12 protein-coding genes are annotated in these 19,658 nt (G+C 35.2%); 2 read left to right on the top strand and 10 right to left on the bottom strand.

The genetic code is table 11. The features are described 5' to 3' along the window. Nucleotides 1–10 precede the first annotated feature (10 nt). From JI750_RS17435 to JI750_RS17400, 8 genes are all read right to left on the bottom strand, one after another. Nucleotides 11–1,864 (bottom strand): beta-galactosidase, encoded by a 1,854-nt coding sequence (locus tag JI750_RS17435; RefSeq protein WP_202005029.1) that lies wholly within the window; start codon nt 1,862–1,864, stop codon nt 11–13. Nucleotides 1,865–1,876: 12 nt separating this feature from the next. After that, the gene (locus JI750_RS17430) at nt 1,877–4,189 is read right to left on the bottom strand and encodes a glycoside hydrolase family 20 protein (RefSeq protein WP_202005026.1); all 2,313 of its coding nucleotides are present in this window, start codon (nt 4,187–4,189) and stop codon (nt 1,877–1,879) included. A gap of 232 nt (nt 4,190–4,421) precedes the next feature. Next, on the bottom strand, nt 4,422–5,441 hold the full coding sequence (locus JI750_RS17425; RefSeq protein WP_202005023.1) for an isoaspartyl peptidase/L-asparaginase family protein: 1,020 nt from the start codon (nt 5,439–5,441) through the stop codon (nt 4,422–4,424). Between the two features lie 94 nt (nt 5,442–5,535). Further along, on the bottom strand, nt 5,536–6,654 hold the full coding sequence (locus JI750_RS17420; RefSeq protein WP_202005020.1) for a putative glycoside hydrolase: 1,119 nt from the start codon (nt 6,652–6,654) through the stop codon (nt 5,536–5,538). Then, a complete protein-coding gene (locus JI750_RS17415) occupies nt 6,629–7,696 on the bottom strand; it encodes a carbohydrate-binding family 9-like protein (RefSeq protein ID WP_202005017.1) in 1,068 nt (355 codons plus the stop codon). Before JI750_RS17415 ends, JI750_RS17420 begins: the two co-directional genes overlap by 26 nt. 8 nt (nt 7,697–7,704) lie before the next feature. After that, the gene (locus JI750_RS17410) at nt 7,705–8,670 is read right to left on the bottom strand and encodes a glycoside hydrolase family 130 protein (RefSeq protein WP_202005014.1); all 966 of its coding nucleotides are present in this window, start codon (nt 8,668–8,670) and stop codon (nt 7,705–7,707) included. 249 nt (nt 8,671–8,919) lie between these two features. Continuing rightward, nucleotides 8,920–10,797 (bottom strand): sodium:solute symporter family protein, encoded by a 1,878-nt coding sequence (locus tag JI750_RS17405; protein ID WP_202005011.1) that lies wholly within the window; start codon nt 10,795–10,797, stop codon nt 8,920–8,922. Nucleotides 10,798–10,819: 22 nt separating this feature from the next. Further along, the gene (locus tag JI750_RS17400; RefSeq protein ID WP_202005008.1) at nt 10,820–13,057 is read right to left on the bottom strand and encodes a GH92 family glycosyl hydrolase; all 2,238 of its coding nucleotides are present in this window, start codon (nt 13,055–13,057) and stop codon (nt 10,820–10,822) included. 130 nt (nt 13,058–13,187) lie between these two features. Here JI750_RS17400 and JI750_RS17395 point away from each other — a divergent pair, with 130 nt between their 5' ends. Then, nucleotides 13,188–14,246, top strand: a complete 1,059-nt coding sequence (locus JI750_RS17395; RefSeq protein ID WP_202005005.1) for a sensor histidine kinase — start codon at nt 13,188–13,190, stop codon at nt 14,244–14,246. Between the two features lie 71 nt (nt 14,247–14,317). Then, nucleotides 14,318–15,034, top strand: coding sequence for a LytR/AlgR family response regulator transcription factor (locus JI750_RS17390; protein ID WP_202005001.1), 717 nt, complete (start codon nt 14,318–14,320; stop codon nt 15,032–15,034). A 328-nt stretch (nt 15,035–15,362) separates the two neighbouring features. Here the strand turns inward: JI750_RS17390 and nagB are convergent, their stop codons facing one another. Next, the gene (gene nagB / locus JI750_RS17385) at nt 15,363–17,276 is read right to left on the bottom strand and encodes a glucosamine-6-phosphate deaminase (RefSeq protein WP_202004999.1); all 1,914 of its coding nucleotides are present in this window, start codon (nt 17,274–17,276) and stop codon (nt 15,363–15,365) included. 144 nt (nt 17,277–17,420) lie between these two features. Then, entirely contained in the window at nt 17,421–19,514 is a 2,094-nt protein-coding gene (locus JI750_RS17380; RefSeq protein WP_202004996.1) for an alpha-L-fucosidase, read from the bottom strand. Nucleotides 19,515–19,658 lie beyond the last annotated feature (144 nt).

The following is a 19,658-nucleotide window of genomic DNA, read 5'->3' as shown; positions in this document are numbered from 1 at the left end:
TCTTTGTTTTCTAGTTTAGTTTATCCAATATCGGTTGATCTGTAAAAGTTAATTCTGTCTGAGCCTTTTCATTAAGCTGCTCCAATACAACAAAATTGTTTACCCCTTTGTTCAACCAACAACCTGGCACATATAGTGTTTGTTGTGGTCCTACTTTCCAGTAGCGTCCAAGATTGTGTCCGTTAACAAATACAATTCCTTTTCCCCAATTGGTCATATCAAGAAAAGTATCAGCTAGTTTATCGATGTTTACTGTAGCTTCATACAAAACTGGTCGTCCAGGTTTTACGGTTTCATTTTTAACAGCTGGAACTTCACTCATCGGCATTTTATACATTTCCCATCCGCCACTAATTTCATATTCATTAATGAATACTGGAGAAATAATACCTTTAGTATTATGAACTATTTCGGCTCCGTAATTAATACGTCCCATATTTTCAACCAGAATTTCTAAAATACCATTAAAAGGAATAGAAAGGGTTAACTCGTAATTTTTGAAAACTCTATTCAATTCACCCACCTTAACTCCATTTACATAAACGGTAGCTAAGTCTCTCAATCCCTCAATTTTCAATTTGCCAGAAGAAATTGGCTGCGTAAATCGTTTACGATATAAAACATATCCATGTCCCTGACCTAACTTTTCAAATGTTAAAGGCTGGTCATTTACAACAGGTTTTTCTTTTTTGATCCAACTTAAAACATCCATACTTGATTTGATAGGCTGATTAGGATATTTTACAACTGGAATTTTCTCTGGAATAGGTGCTAATTTTGTTTTAGAATACTTCTGCATTACTTCACGAATAGCCATGAATTTTGGTGTTGCCCAACCTGCTTCGCTAATAGGTGCATCATAATCATAACTTGTAATATCGGGCTGAATATCACTTTCTTCATTATAATTTGCTCCAGAGGTAAATCCAAAATTAGTACCGCCGTGTACCATATAATAATTAAAAGAAACACCTGCATCAAGATACTTTTTAGTCTGACTTGCAATTTCTTCAGATCCAATTTTAATAAATGGTTCTGCCCAATGATCCAGCCAGCCAGAATAAAACTCTGCGACCATATAAGGCCCTTGCCCTTTGTGGTATTTATCAACCTGCTTCTTTAAATTTTCTATGTTTGATTCCCCATTTGCAGTTGGCAACACGCCTTCAACCATGCCGCCTTCAAACAACCAAGAACCATCAGAAGTAAAAAATGGCTCTGGGAACCCCGTTTCTTTAAGTATATTGTAAATTGCTGTCTTGTATGCTTTATGATCCTCAGCACTAATATCAGTTCTTTGAGAAACGTAAGAACCAAATTCATTCTCAGCCTGAACCATAATAATTGGCCCTCCTTGATTAGCAAAATTTCCTTTTACGACTGCATATAAATGTTCTAGATAAGTTTTACAAGCTTCTAAAAATGCTTTGTTATTGGTACGAATTACTAAATCTGGATTGTTTTGTAACCACCACGGATATCCACCAAATTCCCATTCACCACATGCATACGGGCCTGGTCTAAGAATTACATATAATCCTTCGCTTTTAGCAATACGTAAAAACTCAGCTAAATCTTTATTTCCTGTTTTAAAATCCCATACATTTGGCTCAATTTCGTGATAATTCCAAAACACATAAGTTGCCACGGTATTCAATCCCATAGCTTTAATCATTTGCAGTCTATGTCTCCAATATTCTTTAGGAATACGCTCGTAATGCATTTCTCCCGAATGTATTTTTATAGTTTTCCCATCTTTTTGAAATTCTCCATTAGATATAGAAAATCCTTTTGTTTGAGCATTTGTAAAAAACGGCATCAAGCAAATCAATAATACTCCGAGCTTAAATAATATCTTATTCATTTTTTAAAACATTTAATTCACCAAAATCTCATCCACAAACAACCATGAACTTTCTCCTTTTGGACTTTTCTTTAAGTTGCCTCCAATTACTTTTACAAAACGTGCATTTTGTTTTTGGAAATTGATTTTGAAATCCTTCAATTCCGGAATTGGATTTACCGTATACGGACGCATTACTTTTCCAACTTGCGTGTATTTAATTCCATCAGTAGAAATTAAAACTTTCACCTGAATTGGGAAATTAACTCCTGCTCCCTGACTTTCTAAAGTTCCAACAATTACTTGTTCTATACTTTCTACTTTTCCAAGATCAATTACCAATTCCATATCATTAACCAGCCAAGCCTGCCATTGTCCGTCATGGAAATTTTTACTTCCTCTGATTGAATTAACCATCGTATTGGCATCTCCTTTATAATTACTATTAAACGGAGTCAAATATTTTACTTTTTGAGCAAATGCTTTATGGAAAACTATAGTGTCTGTGAATGTTTTTCCAACTGGTTTGTCATCCTGAAATAAAGAAGCTTTTAAAACTGTTGTTTCTTTTATTTCAATTGGAGTCGTATATTTTATAGCATGATGATCAATGCTTTGGTTTCCTAAAACATAACGGATATCTGGATTTGGGAACTCATTTTTCAACTCTACTTTGATTTGTTTATTCCCCAAATCAGCTGTAGAAGAAGCGGTTACCAAATAAGCGCTTTTCGCATAATTCAATCCCTGATAATCGTAACGTTTGAACATTGAGAATAATCTTGATGTAAAATCATTCCAATTGCGTTTTTCTTTCGGACTCCATAATGTTTCTGATAAAGCCGCTAATCTTGGAAAAATCATATACTCAGAATCTTTTGGACCCGCGATATGTTCTGCCCATAAATTGGCTTGTCCTCCTAATACGTGCGCTGCTTCCTGCGGTGTCATTGTTGCAACTACAGGATCAAATTTGTACACTTCGCTTAACGGATTATAAGCATCAAAAGCTAAAGGTTCTTCGTTTTGAGGACCTTGGTAAAAGTTGAAATAACAAGGAGTTTCTGGTGTCATAATTACGTCATGACCTTGATCTGCTGCTTCAATTCCGCCTTTCATTCCTCTCCAACTCATTACTGTCGCATCTGGAGCTAAACCGCCTTCTAAAATTTCGTCCCAACCGATAACTCTTTTACCTTTTGAATTGATGTATTTTTCCATACGTTTTACAAAATAGCTTTGTAATTCGTCAACACTTTTCAAACGCTCGTCTTTGATTCTTTTTTGGCAGTGCGGACATTTTGCCCAATTCGTTTTAGTGGCTTCATCACCACCAATATGAATGTATTTTGAAGGGAAAATGGTAATTACTTCATCAATTACATTTTGCAAAAATTCAAAAGTAGTTTCTTTTCCTGCACAGTAAATATCTGTTAAAGGCCAAACTCCTCCAGAAGGAACTCCAATTCTCTGATCGAAACAAGCCAATTCCGGATAAGATGCAATGGCACTGCTTACGTGTGCTGGCATTTCGATTTCCGGAATTACTTCAATTCCTTTTGTTGCGGCATATTTTACAATTTCTTTTAATTCTTCTTGTGTGAAGAATCCGCCATAAGTTCCTTTTTCGTCAGGATTTGTCGTTAATCTGGCATTCCAGCTTCTGTTTTCCTGATCTACTCTCCATGCACCAACTTCTGTTAGTTTTGGATATTTTTTAATTTCAATTCTCCACCCCTGATCGTCTACTAAATGCATGTGCAGAACATTCATTTTATGTGCTGCCAAACGGTCGATTGTCGCTAAAACATAATTTTTATCAAAGAAATGACGTGAAAAATCCAGCATTAAACCTCTCCATTTAAAACGAGGTTCGTCATTAATCGTTAAACTTGGAATCTGCCATTTTGCAGAAGTAATCGCAAACTGACTTTCAATTGCTTCAGGAAGTAATTGTCTGATGCTTTCTAAAGCGTATAGAAAACCATTATTCCCTTTCGCAGAAATAATAATATTAGTCGGGTTTACATCTAAAACGTAAGCTTCATTCTTTAAGTTCGGATCTGTTTTCAATAAAACATAATTACTCGCAGGCGCTTTTGTAGTCACTTCTGGTTTCCATCCTGCAGCAGTCCCAAATTTAGAAGCCAAAGCATTTGCAGCATCTTTTTGGAAATCACCGTTTACTACAAACTTAGTGTCTTTTGTAAATTCAAAAACACCTGTTTTAATAAGGGTCTGAGTCGGTTTAGGAATGATGCGAATATCATTTTCCGTATAAATTTTCTGCGCATTTGCCGAGAAAATTGAAGAGATTAGGGTTAATAGGAATACTAATTTTTTCATTCTTTGTTTTTTGGTTTCTCTAAAAGTTACTTATTAAGAACTTTTAAAGATTTAGTTTTTTAGGTTTAGTTTGTCATCCTGAGGAACGAAGGATCACACTAGAAATTCCTCAAAGTAACTCGCCAATCTTTGTCGATCTACTTGTGTGATCCTTCGTTCCTCAGGATGACAAAACAGTGTCGAAAAAACTTTGTCAAAGTTTCAAACTTTGACAAAGTTCTAAACGTTATAATTATTTATCCCAAGACATTTTAAATTTCGCGTCTTCCATTCTATGCCCTTTTGCATCATCAGAAACAGCGTAATTAAATCCTGATCTTAAGCTGTAACCTGCATATTCGCCGTTTTTATTTAAAGCAATAAAACCAACTTGCAGATACTCCATGTCCTTATGATTTTTGTGTTTGTTGTAAATGCGCTCTGTGATTTCTTTACAAGCGTCATAAGGAGATTTTCCTTGACGCATTAATTCTACCACCATAGCACTTCCGGCAGTTCTAATTACTGCTTCGCCCAAACCTGTTGCAGCTGCTGCGCCTACTTCGTTGTCCAAAAAAAGACCCGCGCCGATTATTGGGGAGTCACCGACGCGTCCGTGCATTTTCCAAGCTGCTCCACTTGTGGTACAGCCGCCAGAAAGATTGCCCTCTTGGTCTAACATTAGCATACTTATGGTGTCGTGGTTTTCGATGTTAATGACTGGTTTGTATTTAGAATCTTCCAGCCATTTTTTCCAGTCTTTTTCAGATTCTGGCGTTAGTAAGTTTTCTTCTTTAAAACCTTCAGACAAAGCAAACTGCAATGCACCTTGCCCTGCTAACATTACGTGAGGCGTATTTTGCAATACTCTTTTAGCCACAGAAATCGGGTGTTTGATTCCTTGTAAAAAACAAACAGAACCGCAATTACTGTTGTGATCCATGATACAGGCATCCAAAGTAACTTTTCCTTCGCGATCCGGATATCCTCCATAACCAACACTGCGGACATTCGGATCGGCTTCAGGTATTTTCATTCCAGCTTCGATTGCATCTAAAGCTGATTTTCCTTCTTTTAAATTCTTCCAAGATTCTTTATTAGCAGGTAAACCATGATTCCATGTCGAAATAATAATTGGTTTGGTCTGCTTTTTTTCTTTTGGTTCTTCAACTTCGTTTTCATGATTCGCAGCAAATCCGCTTACGCCTAAAACAGAACTTATAGCTAAAGTGCCTAAAGTTGTTTTCTTGATAAAATCTCTTCTATTTGACATGTGGTTTTCTTGTTTTTTGGTTCAACATTAAGAATTCAATTGTTCTTGACGCTGCAATTTACTTCGTAAAAATTTTTAATCCGAGTAAAATCGACTATAACGATGCTTTTACGGACTTAATTGTTTTTAAATTACTATCAGATAAAGCATTTCCGTCAAAAAATGAAACTCCGGTTGCGCCATTTTTCTTAGCCAGCAAAATTGCTTCTTTCAATTCTGCATCCGATTTCAATCCTGGAATATAAATTCCTGTATTTACTTTTGTCGGTTTTCCTTCTAAATCGGCTACACCTTGTTTGGTTGCGTAACCTACCCAGTCAATTTCTTCATCATAAAAACTATGATAAATCATTGGATATACTTCGTCAATATTCCATTTGTCCCAACGCTGGCGCACCATGTGATCTGCCATTTCTGGATAAGGAAATACGGCTGCCGTTAATTTCTTATTGTGTTTATGGGCAATTTTATAAGCATCGTCGACCACAGCTTTTACTGCATTCAAACGGAAGTTTTTCCACTCCATATCAATTGAAGTGTTGTGGCTATTTTTTGGATTTTTGTGATGTTCTTTTTCAAATTTGCTTACGCAGGCATCACAATAGCAGAAATCGAATTGCGGCAATTCTACATCCTGAACCAAGTTGTATTTTGGCAATAAACTAATTGGCAGGAAAATATCTGGGAAACGAATGTAATCTAAATGTACGCTTTCAATTCCTTCAACTTTTGCTAAACCTTCCACTAAACCTAAAACGTGGTTTCTAGATTCTTCTTTAGTTGGGCAAAGCCATTGGTAATAATCTACATACGGACGGTTATCAAAACAAGATTTTCCTTCTTTGCTTACTTGATACCAATCTGGATGCTGTAAAGCAACTGAATCATTTGGACGATTCATTGCCATAATCCAAGCGTGCACTTTTAGTCCTTCTTTTGTTGCAAGGGGAACCAATCTTGCTAATAGTTTCGGATCGGTTTGCGTGTTAATTAAAACTTCATCGATTCCGCCATCTTTGTATTTTTTGAATTCTTTCGAATAATCTGCATCTGATTTTTTAGCGTCGGCAGTGGTCCAGACTCCAAAAGTGAATTTACCGTTTTGCTGATCTATATTTTCTTTTTGTCCGCACGAGAATAAACTCAGCGAAAGCGCTAACACTAAAACTTTTGATAGTTTTTGCAGCTTATTCGTTCGTAATAATTTTACCATCTTCTTTAATTATTAAGGTTTTGTTTGAAAAAGGACTCTTTACCAAGATATTAAATCCTGATGAATGATTTTCTAAAACTGGTTTTAAAACTTTTCCATCAACAACTATATTTTTTTTACTGATACTTTGCAGTGATTTTGCCCATGATTTATTTTTATCAAAATATCTCTTTTGAGCACGATACAAAGTATAAAGCTCCCATTTTACTTTTTCTTCCTGCGGAATTGTAAATTTATCATCGCTTTCTTTTGAAGAGAAGTATACATAAGCCCATTTTTCGGGCTCATGCATATTTATCACTCCCATAGGCGACCAAACCCAATTGTATTCTGGGAGAAACTTTCCTTCTGAATCTTTTTTTCTTTCGTATTTTCCGTCAACGATAGAATGCTGCCAATTCACTCGAGAGAAATTGACTCTCCAAAACTTATCTTTTGGAACAATGTCATCAAAATAGGATGTTTTATAAACCGACCACGGAATTGCAATTTCTAATGTCCAGCCTTTATCTGTATCTGAGGCATTATTTAAAGTTCCATCAACCTTTACAGCCGATTTTAAACCTGTTATATTCCAGTCGTTTAAAACCGTATTTTTTTCTCTGTAAGGTTTATTAATAAATAAATCCCAAGCAGTATTTAATGCGTTAATTTCTAATTCATAATAATTATGAGTATCATTATCTGGATCAATAAAAACCTCAAAATCATTATTGTAGAAAATAATTGTATCGCGCTGTCTTAGATTTGCCCAAACATGAGGCTCTTCCATTTTTGCCAGGATATAGTAGTATTTATCGTCCCAGAGCATCTTAACCTGAGTTTTGTATTTTGGAGTTTCAACACCTTCTATGTCGACAAAAGGAGTTGTCCAAGATGCTTTTTCCCAAGCTTTGTCTGCTTCATTGCCGTCAATAACAATTTCGCTTGACGTTTTATAGGCAATATAACTTTTCGGTATAACCGGTTTTTCAGATTGCGCATAACCCATCAATCCAACAAAAAAAACGGCAAGGGACAATAAATTACTTCTACTATGCATCTTTTATATTATAAACTATTATTTTTTGTAAACTCAATTACTTCGCTCAGTTTTCCGAAAGCGATTGCAACGTGAGTATCTGCAGCTCCGTAATAAACTGCCAATTTATCTTCTTCAATATCGTGTAAAGCAGCGCAAGGGAAAACTACGTTTGGCACGTCTCCAACCATTTCGTAAGTCTCAGCCGGTCCTAATAAATAAGGCTGCGTTCTGTATTTTACCTGATCTGGAGAATCAACATCCAAAAGTGCTGAACCCATTGCATAACGGAAACCGTTGCAAGTATTGATAACTCCGTGGTAAATCATTAACCATCCTTCGTCTGTTAAGATTGGGATTGGTCCTGCTCCTACTTTTGTACATTGCCAAGCGCTTTGCTCAAACGGACTTGGTTTCATCACCAATCTGTGTTCTCCCCAATATTTCATGTCTGGACTGTAGCTAATCCAGATATCTCCAAAAGGCGTATGTCCGTTATCACTTGGACGGCTTAACATTGCGTATTTACCGTTAATTTTTTGCGGGAATAAAACTCCGTTTCTGTTGAATGGTAAAAAGGCGTTTTCGCATTGGAAAAATTCTTTAAAATCGAAAGTGTAACCAATACCAATTGTTGGTCCGTTGTAACCATTGCACCAAGTAATCCAATAACGGTCTTCGATCCAAACCACACGAGGATCATATTTATAAGCAGATTCGATCATTTCTGTATTTCCAGCCTGCATTACAATTGGTTCGTGGTTAATGTCCCAATTGATACCATCTTTACTGAAACCAGCAAAAATATTCATCTGAACTGCTTTATTATCACATCTGAAAACCCCAGCATATCCATCTCCAAAAGGTACAACTGCACTATTGAATATACTGTTTGATGAAGGAATCGAATATCTGTCGATAATTGGATTCTCAGAATATCTCCACATTACATCTTTACTGTTTTCGGGTCTGTCTTGCCAAGGAATAGTACTCATTTTTTGTTTTTTTATTTATTAGTTTTTTGTTTTTTGTTTTTTATTCTTGTGTCTATGACTGTGCTTTGAGCCGTCACACACAGTTTTGTCATTTCGACGAAGGAGAAATCTTCGCAAGAAGCTCCATCTCGTAAGTTGCCAATCTTTGTAGAGCTGCTCGTGGAGATTTCTCCTTCGTCGAAATGACAAACTTTGGAGAAATTCTCTACTCTAAAATCTTGCTTCTTTAATCTTGCCTCTACAAAATATCTATTCTTCAATCTTCCTAACTCGATCCAACCAAGTAAACTTCAGCACTGTAGTCGTCACTAAGAAAACTGCTAATGCTACTAAAGCTTTTGGATAATCTCTAATAATGAAATAAATCGGAAGCAGAATCATGCTTGACTGCCAGATAATACCAATTACACAATTCATCATATCAAAATAGAAATCATTATTTTTTTGGAAAGACTGATCTTCTGCTTTTAATTGTTTGTAAACTGGAGTCCAGAATCCCCAAGGTCTTACGTTTGAATAGAAAGATTTTAAAACTTCCATATCAGTTGGTTTACTTAAGTAAGTTCCTAAAAGACAACCTAAAATTGACATTCCGAAAATTAATGGGAATAAATAAATCGATGGTACTTGCGAAAGATCATGCAAGAATGTTCCAGCTGCTAAATTTCCTTTGTTTTGATCTAAAATGAATTGAAGAGAAGCTGCGATTAATCCGCCGACCATTCCCCAGAAATAACCCCATCCGTTGAAACGCCACCAAATCCATTTTAAGAAGTTGGCTGCAACGTATCCTCCGTATAAAGCACTTGTTATCCAAAGTGTTAATGAGTTGATTGAATCTGCAAAGAATCCCATGAAAACTCCAAGACCAACAACCAAGAAAGAAGAAATCTGACTTACTTTAATATAGTGTTTGTTTGAAGCAACAGGTTTGAAATACTTTTTGTAAATATCATTTACAATATACGCTGGACCTGCATTTACGAAGGCTGAGAATCCAGACATGAAAGCGGCTAATAATCCTGCTAAAAGAATTCCTTTAATTCCAACTGGGATATAAAGATTTACAACTTTTGGCATCAATAATTCTAAATCTGCTCCTGTTAGATTAACGTTTGCGTTTAATTCTGGAGCTAAATTTACCAATGCAATAACCACAATTCCTGTGATTAATAAATATCTTGGAATAAATAAAATCAAGTTGGTAAAACCACTCATGTAAGCCGCTTCTTTTACAGATTTTGTAGAAAGAACACGCTGTAAATCATAACTTGGAGTTGGTCCTGCAACACTCGCGAAAAATCCTTTGAATAAAGTCATTCCAATGAAAGCGCCGAACATTTTGTAACCTTCAGTATCAATTAATCTGTTGAAAGTTTCGAATTTATCGCTCCATTGCGTTTCAAATTCCCATCCGAAGAAAACATTTTTCCATTCTGGCGTAATAACCGAATTGATTTGAATATCTGTATAATTGATGAATGCATAACCCGCGATTAAAACTCCGGCAACAATCATAATAATATATTGCACTACTTCTGTCGCAACTACAGAAAACATTCCGCCTTTAACCGTATAAATTGTAGTTAAGAAAATGATTAACAATGCATAAGCTTGTTCTGAAGTCAAGAAAACAGAACCATTCATGTGAACTGTTAAATCCCAAGGAAGAATGATGGTTACAAATTTTCCGATTCCAACAAAGAAATAAGCGATGAAACCAATTGTAGAAATAATAGCAAAAATAGCTACAATAATATGCGATGCTTTTCCAGCTTTGTCGCTTCCAAAACGAGTTAAAATCCATTCAGATCCCGTCATTACTTTTGATCTTCTAATCCAGACTGCGAGAAACATCATGACAAAAATCTGATTCCAGATTGGCCAAAGCCACATAAACATGAAACTTTTTACGCCATATAAAAATAAAACTCCAATCATCCAGGAAGTTCCTGAAACATCAAACATTCCTGAGCCATTGCTCAATCCTAAGAAATACCATTTGATTGATTTCCCTCCAAGGAAATAATCATCAAGTCCTTTTGATGCTTTTCTTGAAATCCAGATTCCGATACCGACCGAGAGTACGATATAGATTAAAATGATTGATACGTCAATAATGTTCATTAAATTATTTATTTTGAATTAGTTAGTTTAGACCCCAATTTTGGTTTGGCTGTGCTCCCATTACAAAATGAAGTACACCGCCTTTTAGCATTTCTTGGTGAGAAATGGCTGTTTTATTAAATGTTTTTCCGTTTAAAGTAGCTGATTGGATATAGAAATTTTTGTCTGAAACATTTTCTGCCTCAATTACAAAAGTTTTTCCGTTTGGAAGATTTAAAGTCGATTTCTCAAAAATTGGACTTCCAATTTCGTATTCTCCCGAAGCTGGATTCATAGGATATAATCCCATTGAGCTAAATACATACCAAGCCGACATTTGACCGCAATCTTCGTTTCCGCTCAAACCATTTGCTGTGGTATTATATTGTGTGTCCAAAATATGACGAACCCAATATTGCGTTCTCCAAGGCTGACCTGCATGGTTGAACATATAAGCAATGTGGTGGCTTGGCTCGTTTCCGTGTGCATATTGTCCGATCAAACCAGAAATATCTGCTGAAACATTGTTTCCTGTAATTTCAGAACTCTCTGTGAATAACTGTTCTAAACGTTTTGTGAAAGTGGCATTTCCGCCATGAAGTTTAATAAAATTGTCAACGTTATGAGGCACAAACCAGCTGTGTTGCCAAGCATTTCCTTCAGTATAATCTGTATGTTCTCTGTGATTAGAGTGTTTTGGGTCGAAAGGCTCATTCCAAGATTTTCCATCTTCAGATTTTCCTCTCATGAAACCAGATTTGGCATCAAATAAATATTCGTAAGCTTTTGAACGTTTTGAGAAAAACTCATAATCAGCTGTTTTTCCTAAAGCTTTTGCCATTTGAGCAACGCACCAATCATCATAAGCATATTCTAAAGTAATCGTAACTGATTCGTCTAATAAGTTGTATGGAATATATCCGTATTTTTTGTAGAAATTCAATCCGCGTTCGTCCTGCATCATTGTTGCTTTCATTGCCTCAAAAGCCTTTTCAGCATCAAAACCTTTAATGCCTTTTAAATAAGCATCAACAATAACCGGAATCGAATGATATCCTGTCATTGTGTTGGTTTCATTTGCATATAAAGTCCAAACCGGAAGTATCTTTTTGGTTTCGTAGTACGCTAACATCGAATTCACCATATCTGAAACCCTATTCGGATCTAAAATAGTTAGCAGCGGATTTTCAGCTCTAAACGTATCCCAAAGAGATAAGGTGGAATACGCTGTGTAATTTTTTGAAGTTACAATTTTATCATCCTCCGTTCTAAATTGTCCGTTTTTATCACTGTACGTTACTGGAGCAACTTGAGCATGATATAAAGCCGTATAGAAAATCGTTTTTAAAGAATCAACTGGAGTTTCAACTGTAATTTTGCTTAATGCTTTGTTCCAAACTGCAGAAGCGTCTGTTTTTACTTTCTCAAATTCTTTGTTCTCTTCTAGATTATCTTTCGCATTAGCGATACTTACAGAAGAAAGCGCCACTTTTACGTCTAATTCTTTAGAGTTTTTAGGATCGAAAAATAATTGAAGAGCAGTATTTTCGCCTTCAGCGCTTTTCGCAGAAACTACTTTTTTATCTACCGTAATAATAGATTCAATAATTGGCTTAGAAAATTTTGCTACAAAAAATACTTTCTGATTTTTTGCCCAACCTGTACTATAACGGTAACCGCTAATAGTATTTGCATCTTCAACTGTAATAGCTGTTTTTGTTGCTTTGTCCCAATTAATAGCAAAACCTAAATCGACAACAACAGATTGTGTGTCGTTATTGTTATAGGTATACTTATGGTATGCGGTTCTTTGTGTAGAAGTTAATTCTACATTGATCTTAGGATCCTCAAGAAAAACTTGGTAATAACCCGGTGTTGCTTTTTCGTTAACATGATTATATTTTGATTTATACGGAAGGAAATCGCGTGAAGCGGCTTTGGCGGTTAAGTCTAACTTTTTGTTTGTCGGCATAAATAAAATATCTGCCAAATCACCGATTCCTGTTCCGCTTAAGTGTAAATGACTAAAACCCGAAACTATTGAGTCAGAATAATGATAGCCCGAACACCAGTCCCAGCTTGAAACTCCATTATCTGGACTCACTTGCAGCATCCCAAACGGAACTGTTGCGCCAGGATACGTATGTCCGTGACCGCCAGTACCAATAAAAGGGTCTACATAATTTGTTGCAAAACTTTTGTGATCTTTGTTTTTATCTACATTTATTTTGCAACTTGCAGCAAAAATTACCGTTAAAGAGAGCAGAGTAATTTTCTTCATATCAAAACAATATTAATTTAACTTTAAATTTAGATAAATTCAACTTTTACCAAAATATTTTTAGACGGACGACATTTAAACAGCCCTAAACATCAAAAAATAGTAACAAACGACATTCTTTTCTACGATTATGATTTTCAACTCAAGCAAACCATACAGTTTACCTATACGCTATCATGTTTACTTCTGGCTGACGTATTTTGTGTTCAATACATTCCGATGGGGAAGTTATTTTAACGATTATGTTTATTCATTAAAAACCACTTTATTAGGATTCCCTATTCACATGGCATTATGTTATCTGAATATTTTGGTTCTGATGCCTCATTTGGTTTACAAAAAAAAATACTTCCTATATATAGTAAGTGTATTGTCGGCGATTTTTGTCATGGTGGTTTTAAAATTCAATTTGACTTATTTATTAATCACACACAACGTTTGGCCCGAAGGTCCAGAAACCATAAATACTTTAACACTCAACTATACTATCGATATGATGATGGGCGAATTGTATGTAATGACTTTTGTGACCGCCATTAAAATCACACTCGATCTTTTACAGGAACAGAGACGTGTAACCGATTTAGAAAAATCTCAGCTGGAGACCGAACTTTTGTTTCTAAAAACTCAGATTTCGCCACATTTTTTCTTCAATACCTTAAATAATATCTATTCGCTTTCTGTAGAAAAATCAAATAAAACTCCAAAAATAGTTTTGAAGCTTTCAGAATTAATGCGTTATATGCTTTATGAAACAAAAGAAAAGAAACAGTCTTTGGAGAATGAAATTCTTTGCATTCAGAATTATCTTGATTTAGAAAGAATCAGAAACGGAGAGCGTTTGGAAGTCGACATGTCTATTTCTGGAGATATTCACGATAAAGAAATTTCTCCTGTTTTACTTTTGACTTTCGTCGAAAATGCATTCAAACATGGCGTGAACAAAAACACGGGAAATGTACTTATAGATATTCGTTTTAAAGTAAAAGGAGACTTTTTATATTTCACCATTTCAAACCCTATGCCCGAATTTACCGTACATAAAGATAATTTTAACAAGGCAAGTGGTATAGGTATTGAAAACGTCAAAAAAAGACTTGAATTAGGATATAATAAAAATGACTATAAGCTTTCATTTAAAAATAAAAAGAATATTTTTGTCGTTAAACTAGTTATAAAAGTCACATAGCCCCAGCTTTTATCAGTTTAGAAAACTATACCTACAAAAAACCAAACATCGGCCTAAAATAGTATTTACAAATGAAAATAAAGTGTTTAATTATCGATGATGAGCCATTGGCAATAAACGTTATTAAAAATTATATTGAACAGATTGAGGATTTAGAATTGGTAAATACTTTTAGCAATTCTATTGAGGGATTGAATTTCTTGAAAAACAATACTATTGATGTAATTTTTCTAGACATCAACATGCCTGTTTTAGATGGTATTAATTTTATTAAAAGTTTAGAAAATCCGCCGTTGCTTATTATTACAAGCGCTTACGATCAGTTTGCAATTGAGACTTACGAACTAGATGTTTTGGATTATCTGGTAAAACCAATTGAGTTTCCGCGTTTGATGAAAGCCGTAAACAAAATCAATAAACGTCTTAATAATGCAGGAGCTAAACTTCCGCAAGAAAACAGCAAAGAAAATCCTTTTATCTTCGTTAAAATCGACAAGAAAAAAATGAAGAAGATTTTCTTGAACGAAATTCTAGTAATCGAAAGTTTAAAGGATTATTTAAAAATAAGCACTACTTCTGGAAAGTTCATCATTCACAGCACTTTATCTGATTTTACAAGTTTATTGCCAGAAAGAGATTTTATTAGAATACACAGATCATACACGATTGCAATTGACAAAATTGACGCCGTGGAAGGAAACAGCATTGAAATTGAAGGACTTCGATACGTTATAGGAAGATCTTATATAGACGAAGTAAAACAGAAAATCCTAAACTCTTCTATCTAAAGGTTTAACCGCAAAGTGCGCTAAGATTTACGCAAAGTTCTCAAAGTTTTTTTGCTCAATATAAAAGAAAAATAAAAAAGTTCGCAAAGCTATTCGTTAAGCTTTGCGAACTTTTTTTATGCTCAATTTCCAGGCAACGTAAAAATAAAATCTTTGCGAACTTTGCGTAAATCTTAGCGCGCGGTTAAAAAAAAACTTTGCGGTAAAAAACCAGAAACATATAAAAATGAAAATGCAGCCAACCACAGCTGCATTTTCTCTCAATTATAGGTAACTAACCAAAATAAACCATGAAATAGTCTATTATCTTTATTGCTGCAAAAAGCTCTTAGAAATGATAACGCTTAAACGCTTCGATAGCCGAATAATCTGCTAATCCTAAGTTGTGATATTTTTCTGCAGTCAATCTATTTCTGTCTTCAACTCGAACCCAAAACTCTCTGCTGTCATCACCTTGAAACATAACGCCGTCTTTTTGAGACTGGTGATAAAAAATTGCATGTCGTTTCTTTAAAACCTGGTCAGGACTCATTGGTACAGCCATGTCAATTTGGTACGATTCCCATTCATGCCAAGCACCTCTGTAAAGCCAAACCCAGCAGTCATTCATAAAGCTTTCTTGTTTTAATCTTTTTAAAGCTTCAAACAAACTGTCTAAACACACTTTATGAGTTCCGTGCGGATCTGCTAAATCTCCTGCGGCATAAATTTGATGCGGTTTTATTCTTTCAATAATATCACACATAATGTCGATATCTGCATCCGAAAGATTATTCTTTTTAACTGTTCCTGTTTCGTAAAACGGAAGATCTAAAAAGTGAACATTAGAATCTGGCAAACCTAAATAGCGTGTTGCTCCAAAAGATTCACTTCTTCTAATTAGTCCTTTTAATTTTCTTACTTCAAGTGAATCAATTTCATTACCAGTTCTGTTCTGAAGAAATTCGATTAATTTATCAGACATTCTAGAATCTGGATTCAATGCTTTTGAAATTTCAGCAAACTTCAACGCTTCTTCATTAGAAACGGCAATATTTCCTGATGTCTGATATGCTACATGCACTTCATGTCCTTGTTCTATCAAACGGTCAAAAGTTCCTCCCATCGAAATCACATCATCATCTGGATGCGGGCTGAAAATGATAATTCTTTTCTTTTCCGGCGTGGAACGCTCCGGTCTGTACGTATCATCAGCATTGGGTTTTCCGCCCGGCCATCCCGTGATGGTTTGCTGCATTTTATTAAACATCTTAATGTTCAAATCATATGCAGTTCCTTCCTCAGTCAAAAGACTTGACATTCCGTTGTCATTATAATCTTTATCTGTCAGTTTTAGGAAGGCTTTTTTAGTCAGTTCGCTTAACCAAGCCACCGCTTTTAATTTTAATTCATCTGTCCAAACACAAGATTTAACCAGCCAAGGCGTTTTAACTCTTGTCAATTCAGACGAAGCTTCTGTATCTAGAACAAATGTTGTGTTGTTGTGCTCTTGTAAATACGTAGCTGGCACTTGCGAAGAAATTTCTCCTTCGATTGTATTTTTTATAATTCCTGCTTTACTAATTCCCCAACCTAGTAAAACAATTCTTTTTGCATTTCTAACGGTTCCAATTCCCATCGTAATGGCTTTTCTCGGAACATTATCTATTCCTAAAAAAGAAGAAGCCGCGTCAACTCTCGTAATATGATCAAGCGTAATGCTTCTTGTTCCTGAATTCACGTGAGAACCAGGTTCATTAAACCCGATATGTCCCGTTCTTCCTATCCCTAAAAGCTGAAAATCTAATCCTCCGTAAGAGATAATTTTCATCTCATAATCAATACAATATTGCTGCAGTTCCTCGGCACTCACCTGCCCGTCTGGAATATTGATATTTTCTGGATGAATATTAACATGATTAAATAAATGCTCATGCATAAAATGATAGTAACTCTGAATATCATTTTTATCCATCGGATAATATTCGTCCAAATTGAAAGTAACGACATTAGCAAAACTAAGCCCTTCCTCTTTGTGCATTCTTACTAATTCTTCGTAAACTTTGATAGGCGAAGAACCTGTAGCTAAACCTAAAACGCAAGGTTCGTTCAGTTCATTTTTTCTCTGAATTAAATTGGCAATTTCACGAGCGACCAATAAAGAAGCTTCTTGCGACGATTCGAAAATAACATTGTGAATTTTCTCAAAACGAGTCTCTTCAAATTTCCCTGCTTCTCTAAAACCTATATCTTCTTTAATCATGCCACTCTTGCTGTTTTAATTAACGCAAGATAAAAGTAGAATTAAATTATCCGCTCGTATTAAAAATTCGACTAATAACGGCTGCCGCTCGTCAGAAAACAAAATAGGAAACTTTAAGTAATTTCAAATTTTCAAAAAGGATATTTATTCCACAACACCAATTTCAGCAATCGAAACTGTTTGTGCTTTTCCAACAGCAGCTGTAGCGACAAATTTCAAAAATCTTGCTTTTACTGCAGTAAAACTTTTAACTTGTTCAATTGGGTTATGTTTAATATTCGAAAATTCTCCTTCTGATTGTTTGTCCCAGTAAAAACTGTCTACACTTGTATACAATTCATAATTTGAAATCAAATTTAAATTGTTACCAACCTGCTGTGGCGTATAGGTAAAACCTTTAATACTGATCAATTCTCCCATATCTACAATGGCAGTTTGAGGCAACTTGTTTTCATCATTTCCAAAACTCCAATCTGTATCTGCATTTCCGTCAATTATTCGCTCTACAGATTTACTGTCACCACTAGAAACCGAAATTACTTTCCATTTCTCTTTAGAAACTCCATATTTTGCCGACTTTATGCCACTGTTGATTTTCTCCTTAGTATTTCGTGAAATAGCTTTAATTTCTACTTCTTTATTATATACGAATGGAGCTTTATATAAAGTGCTTTTTTCATTAGGCGCTTTTCCATCCAAAGTATAATAAATTGCGTTCCCTTCTTCTGATTTAATTGTCACCAAACCATTTTTATCTCTAAAAATTTGCGGTTCTTTTACAAAAGTCGGCGCGTTATAAGCTTCGATTGTATTGATTACAAATCCAGCTTTTGCATCTAAAACGTTAACTCTAAGTGCAGAAGCTGTAACGCGATCTAAACGCAAAATTCTTTTGTAACCAATTGTAGTTTCATTAGCAATGGTTTTCCATTGTCCGTCCACTTTTACTTCAATAGAAAATGTTTTTACACGCTGCCCAAGTTTAATATATTCTTGAAGTAAAATTCTATTGATTACTGTTGGCTTTTTAAACGTAAATTCAACTGTAGCTTGTTTTACTTTATCGTCTGTTGCCCAATAGGTATTTTTGTTTCCGTCGATTACATTTTGCGGACCAAAATTCAAATCGTTTGCACGAATGTTTGAAGCTTGAACCTGAGTTTCTGCTAATAGTTCTTTTTTGAAATCGGCTTTAATAGTGGCAACCAACTCTTTCAATCTTGCTTCGTCATTTTCATGAACCAAACCTCGCGTATCAACTGGAAGATTTAATAATAAAGTCGCATTTCGTCCAATCGATTCGTAATAAATATCCACCATTTCGTCAAGCGAACGCACTTTATCGTCTTCTACTGAATGATAAAACCATCCTGGTCTTATTGAAACGTCGGCTTCACCAGGAACCCATTTTTCTCCATCTTCATGCCCAGACATAAATTCGGTATAATGCACTTTTCCTGCCAATTCATCTTTCTGGCGTAGTAAAGACCAATTGGTTTTTCCCGCACGCCCTTCTTCATTTCCTATCCATCTTGCTTCAGATGGTCCAACTCCCCAAACTAAGGTTTTTGGTGCGATATCATAAATTAATTTATAGGTTTCATCCCAATTATAATAGGTCAGCGAATTGATTTTTCTAGTTTCATTTGCGCCTCCATAATAACCGTCTCCGCCGTTTGCACCGTCAAACCACATTTCAAAAACATCTCCGTAATTGGTCAATAATTCTTTTAACTGATTTCTGAAATAAGTAATATATTCAGGTTTGCCGTATTGCGGATGATTTCTGTCCCAAGGAGAAAGATATAATCCCAATTTTAAATCGTATTCTTTACAGGCAGCAGCCAATTCTTTTACCAAATCTCCTTTTCCGTTTTCCCAAGGTGAATTCTTTACGGAACGTTCTGTATAAGCTGAAGGCCATAAACAGAAACCGTCATGATGTTTGGCCACCAAAATAATTCCCTTCATTCCCGCCTCTTTTACCACGCGCGCCCATTGTCGAACATCTAATTGCGATGGATTAAAAAGTTCTGGCGATTCATCACCATAACCCCATTCTTTATTGGTAAATGTATTTAATGAAAAATGTACAAATGCATAAAATTCCATTTCCTGCCAATCGATTTGCTTTTGTGTCGGAACTGGTCCAAAAGGCTTTGGCGCATTAGCAAATTCTTGTGCCGAACTGCTAAAAATTATACACAAAAGACATAAGGAAAGGAATGTTTTTTTCATTGCTGATCTGCTTTAAAATAGTCTATAAAGCATAAATGTACTATAAATTGAAATCTCTCGAATAGAATTTCGACCAACAACATTTTTTACAGCATTTTGGTATGAAATGGTTTTATTTAAATTATTCGTTTGAGTATACTATTT

This window comes from Flavobacterium tagetis (assembly GCF_016735615.1).
Lineage (GTDB): Bacteria > Bacteroidota > Bacteroidia > Flavobacteriales > Flavobacteriaceae > Flavobacterium > Flavobacterium tagetis.
This window is presented reverse-complemented; position numbering and strand designations above follow the sequence as displayed.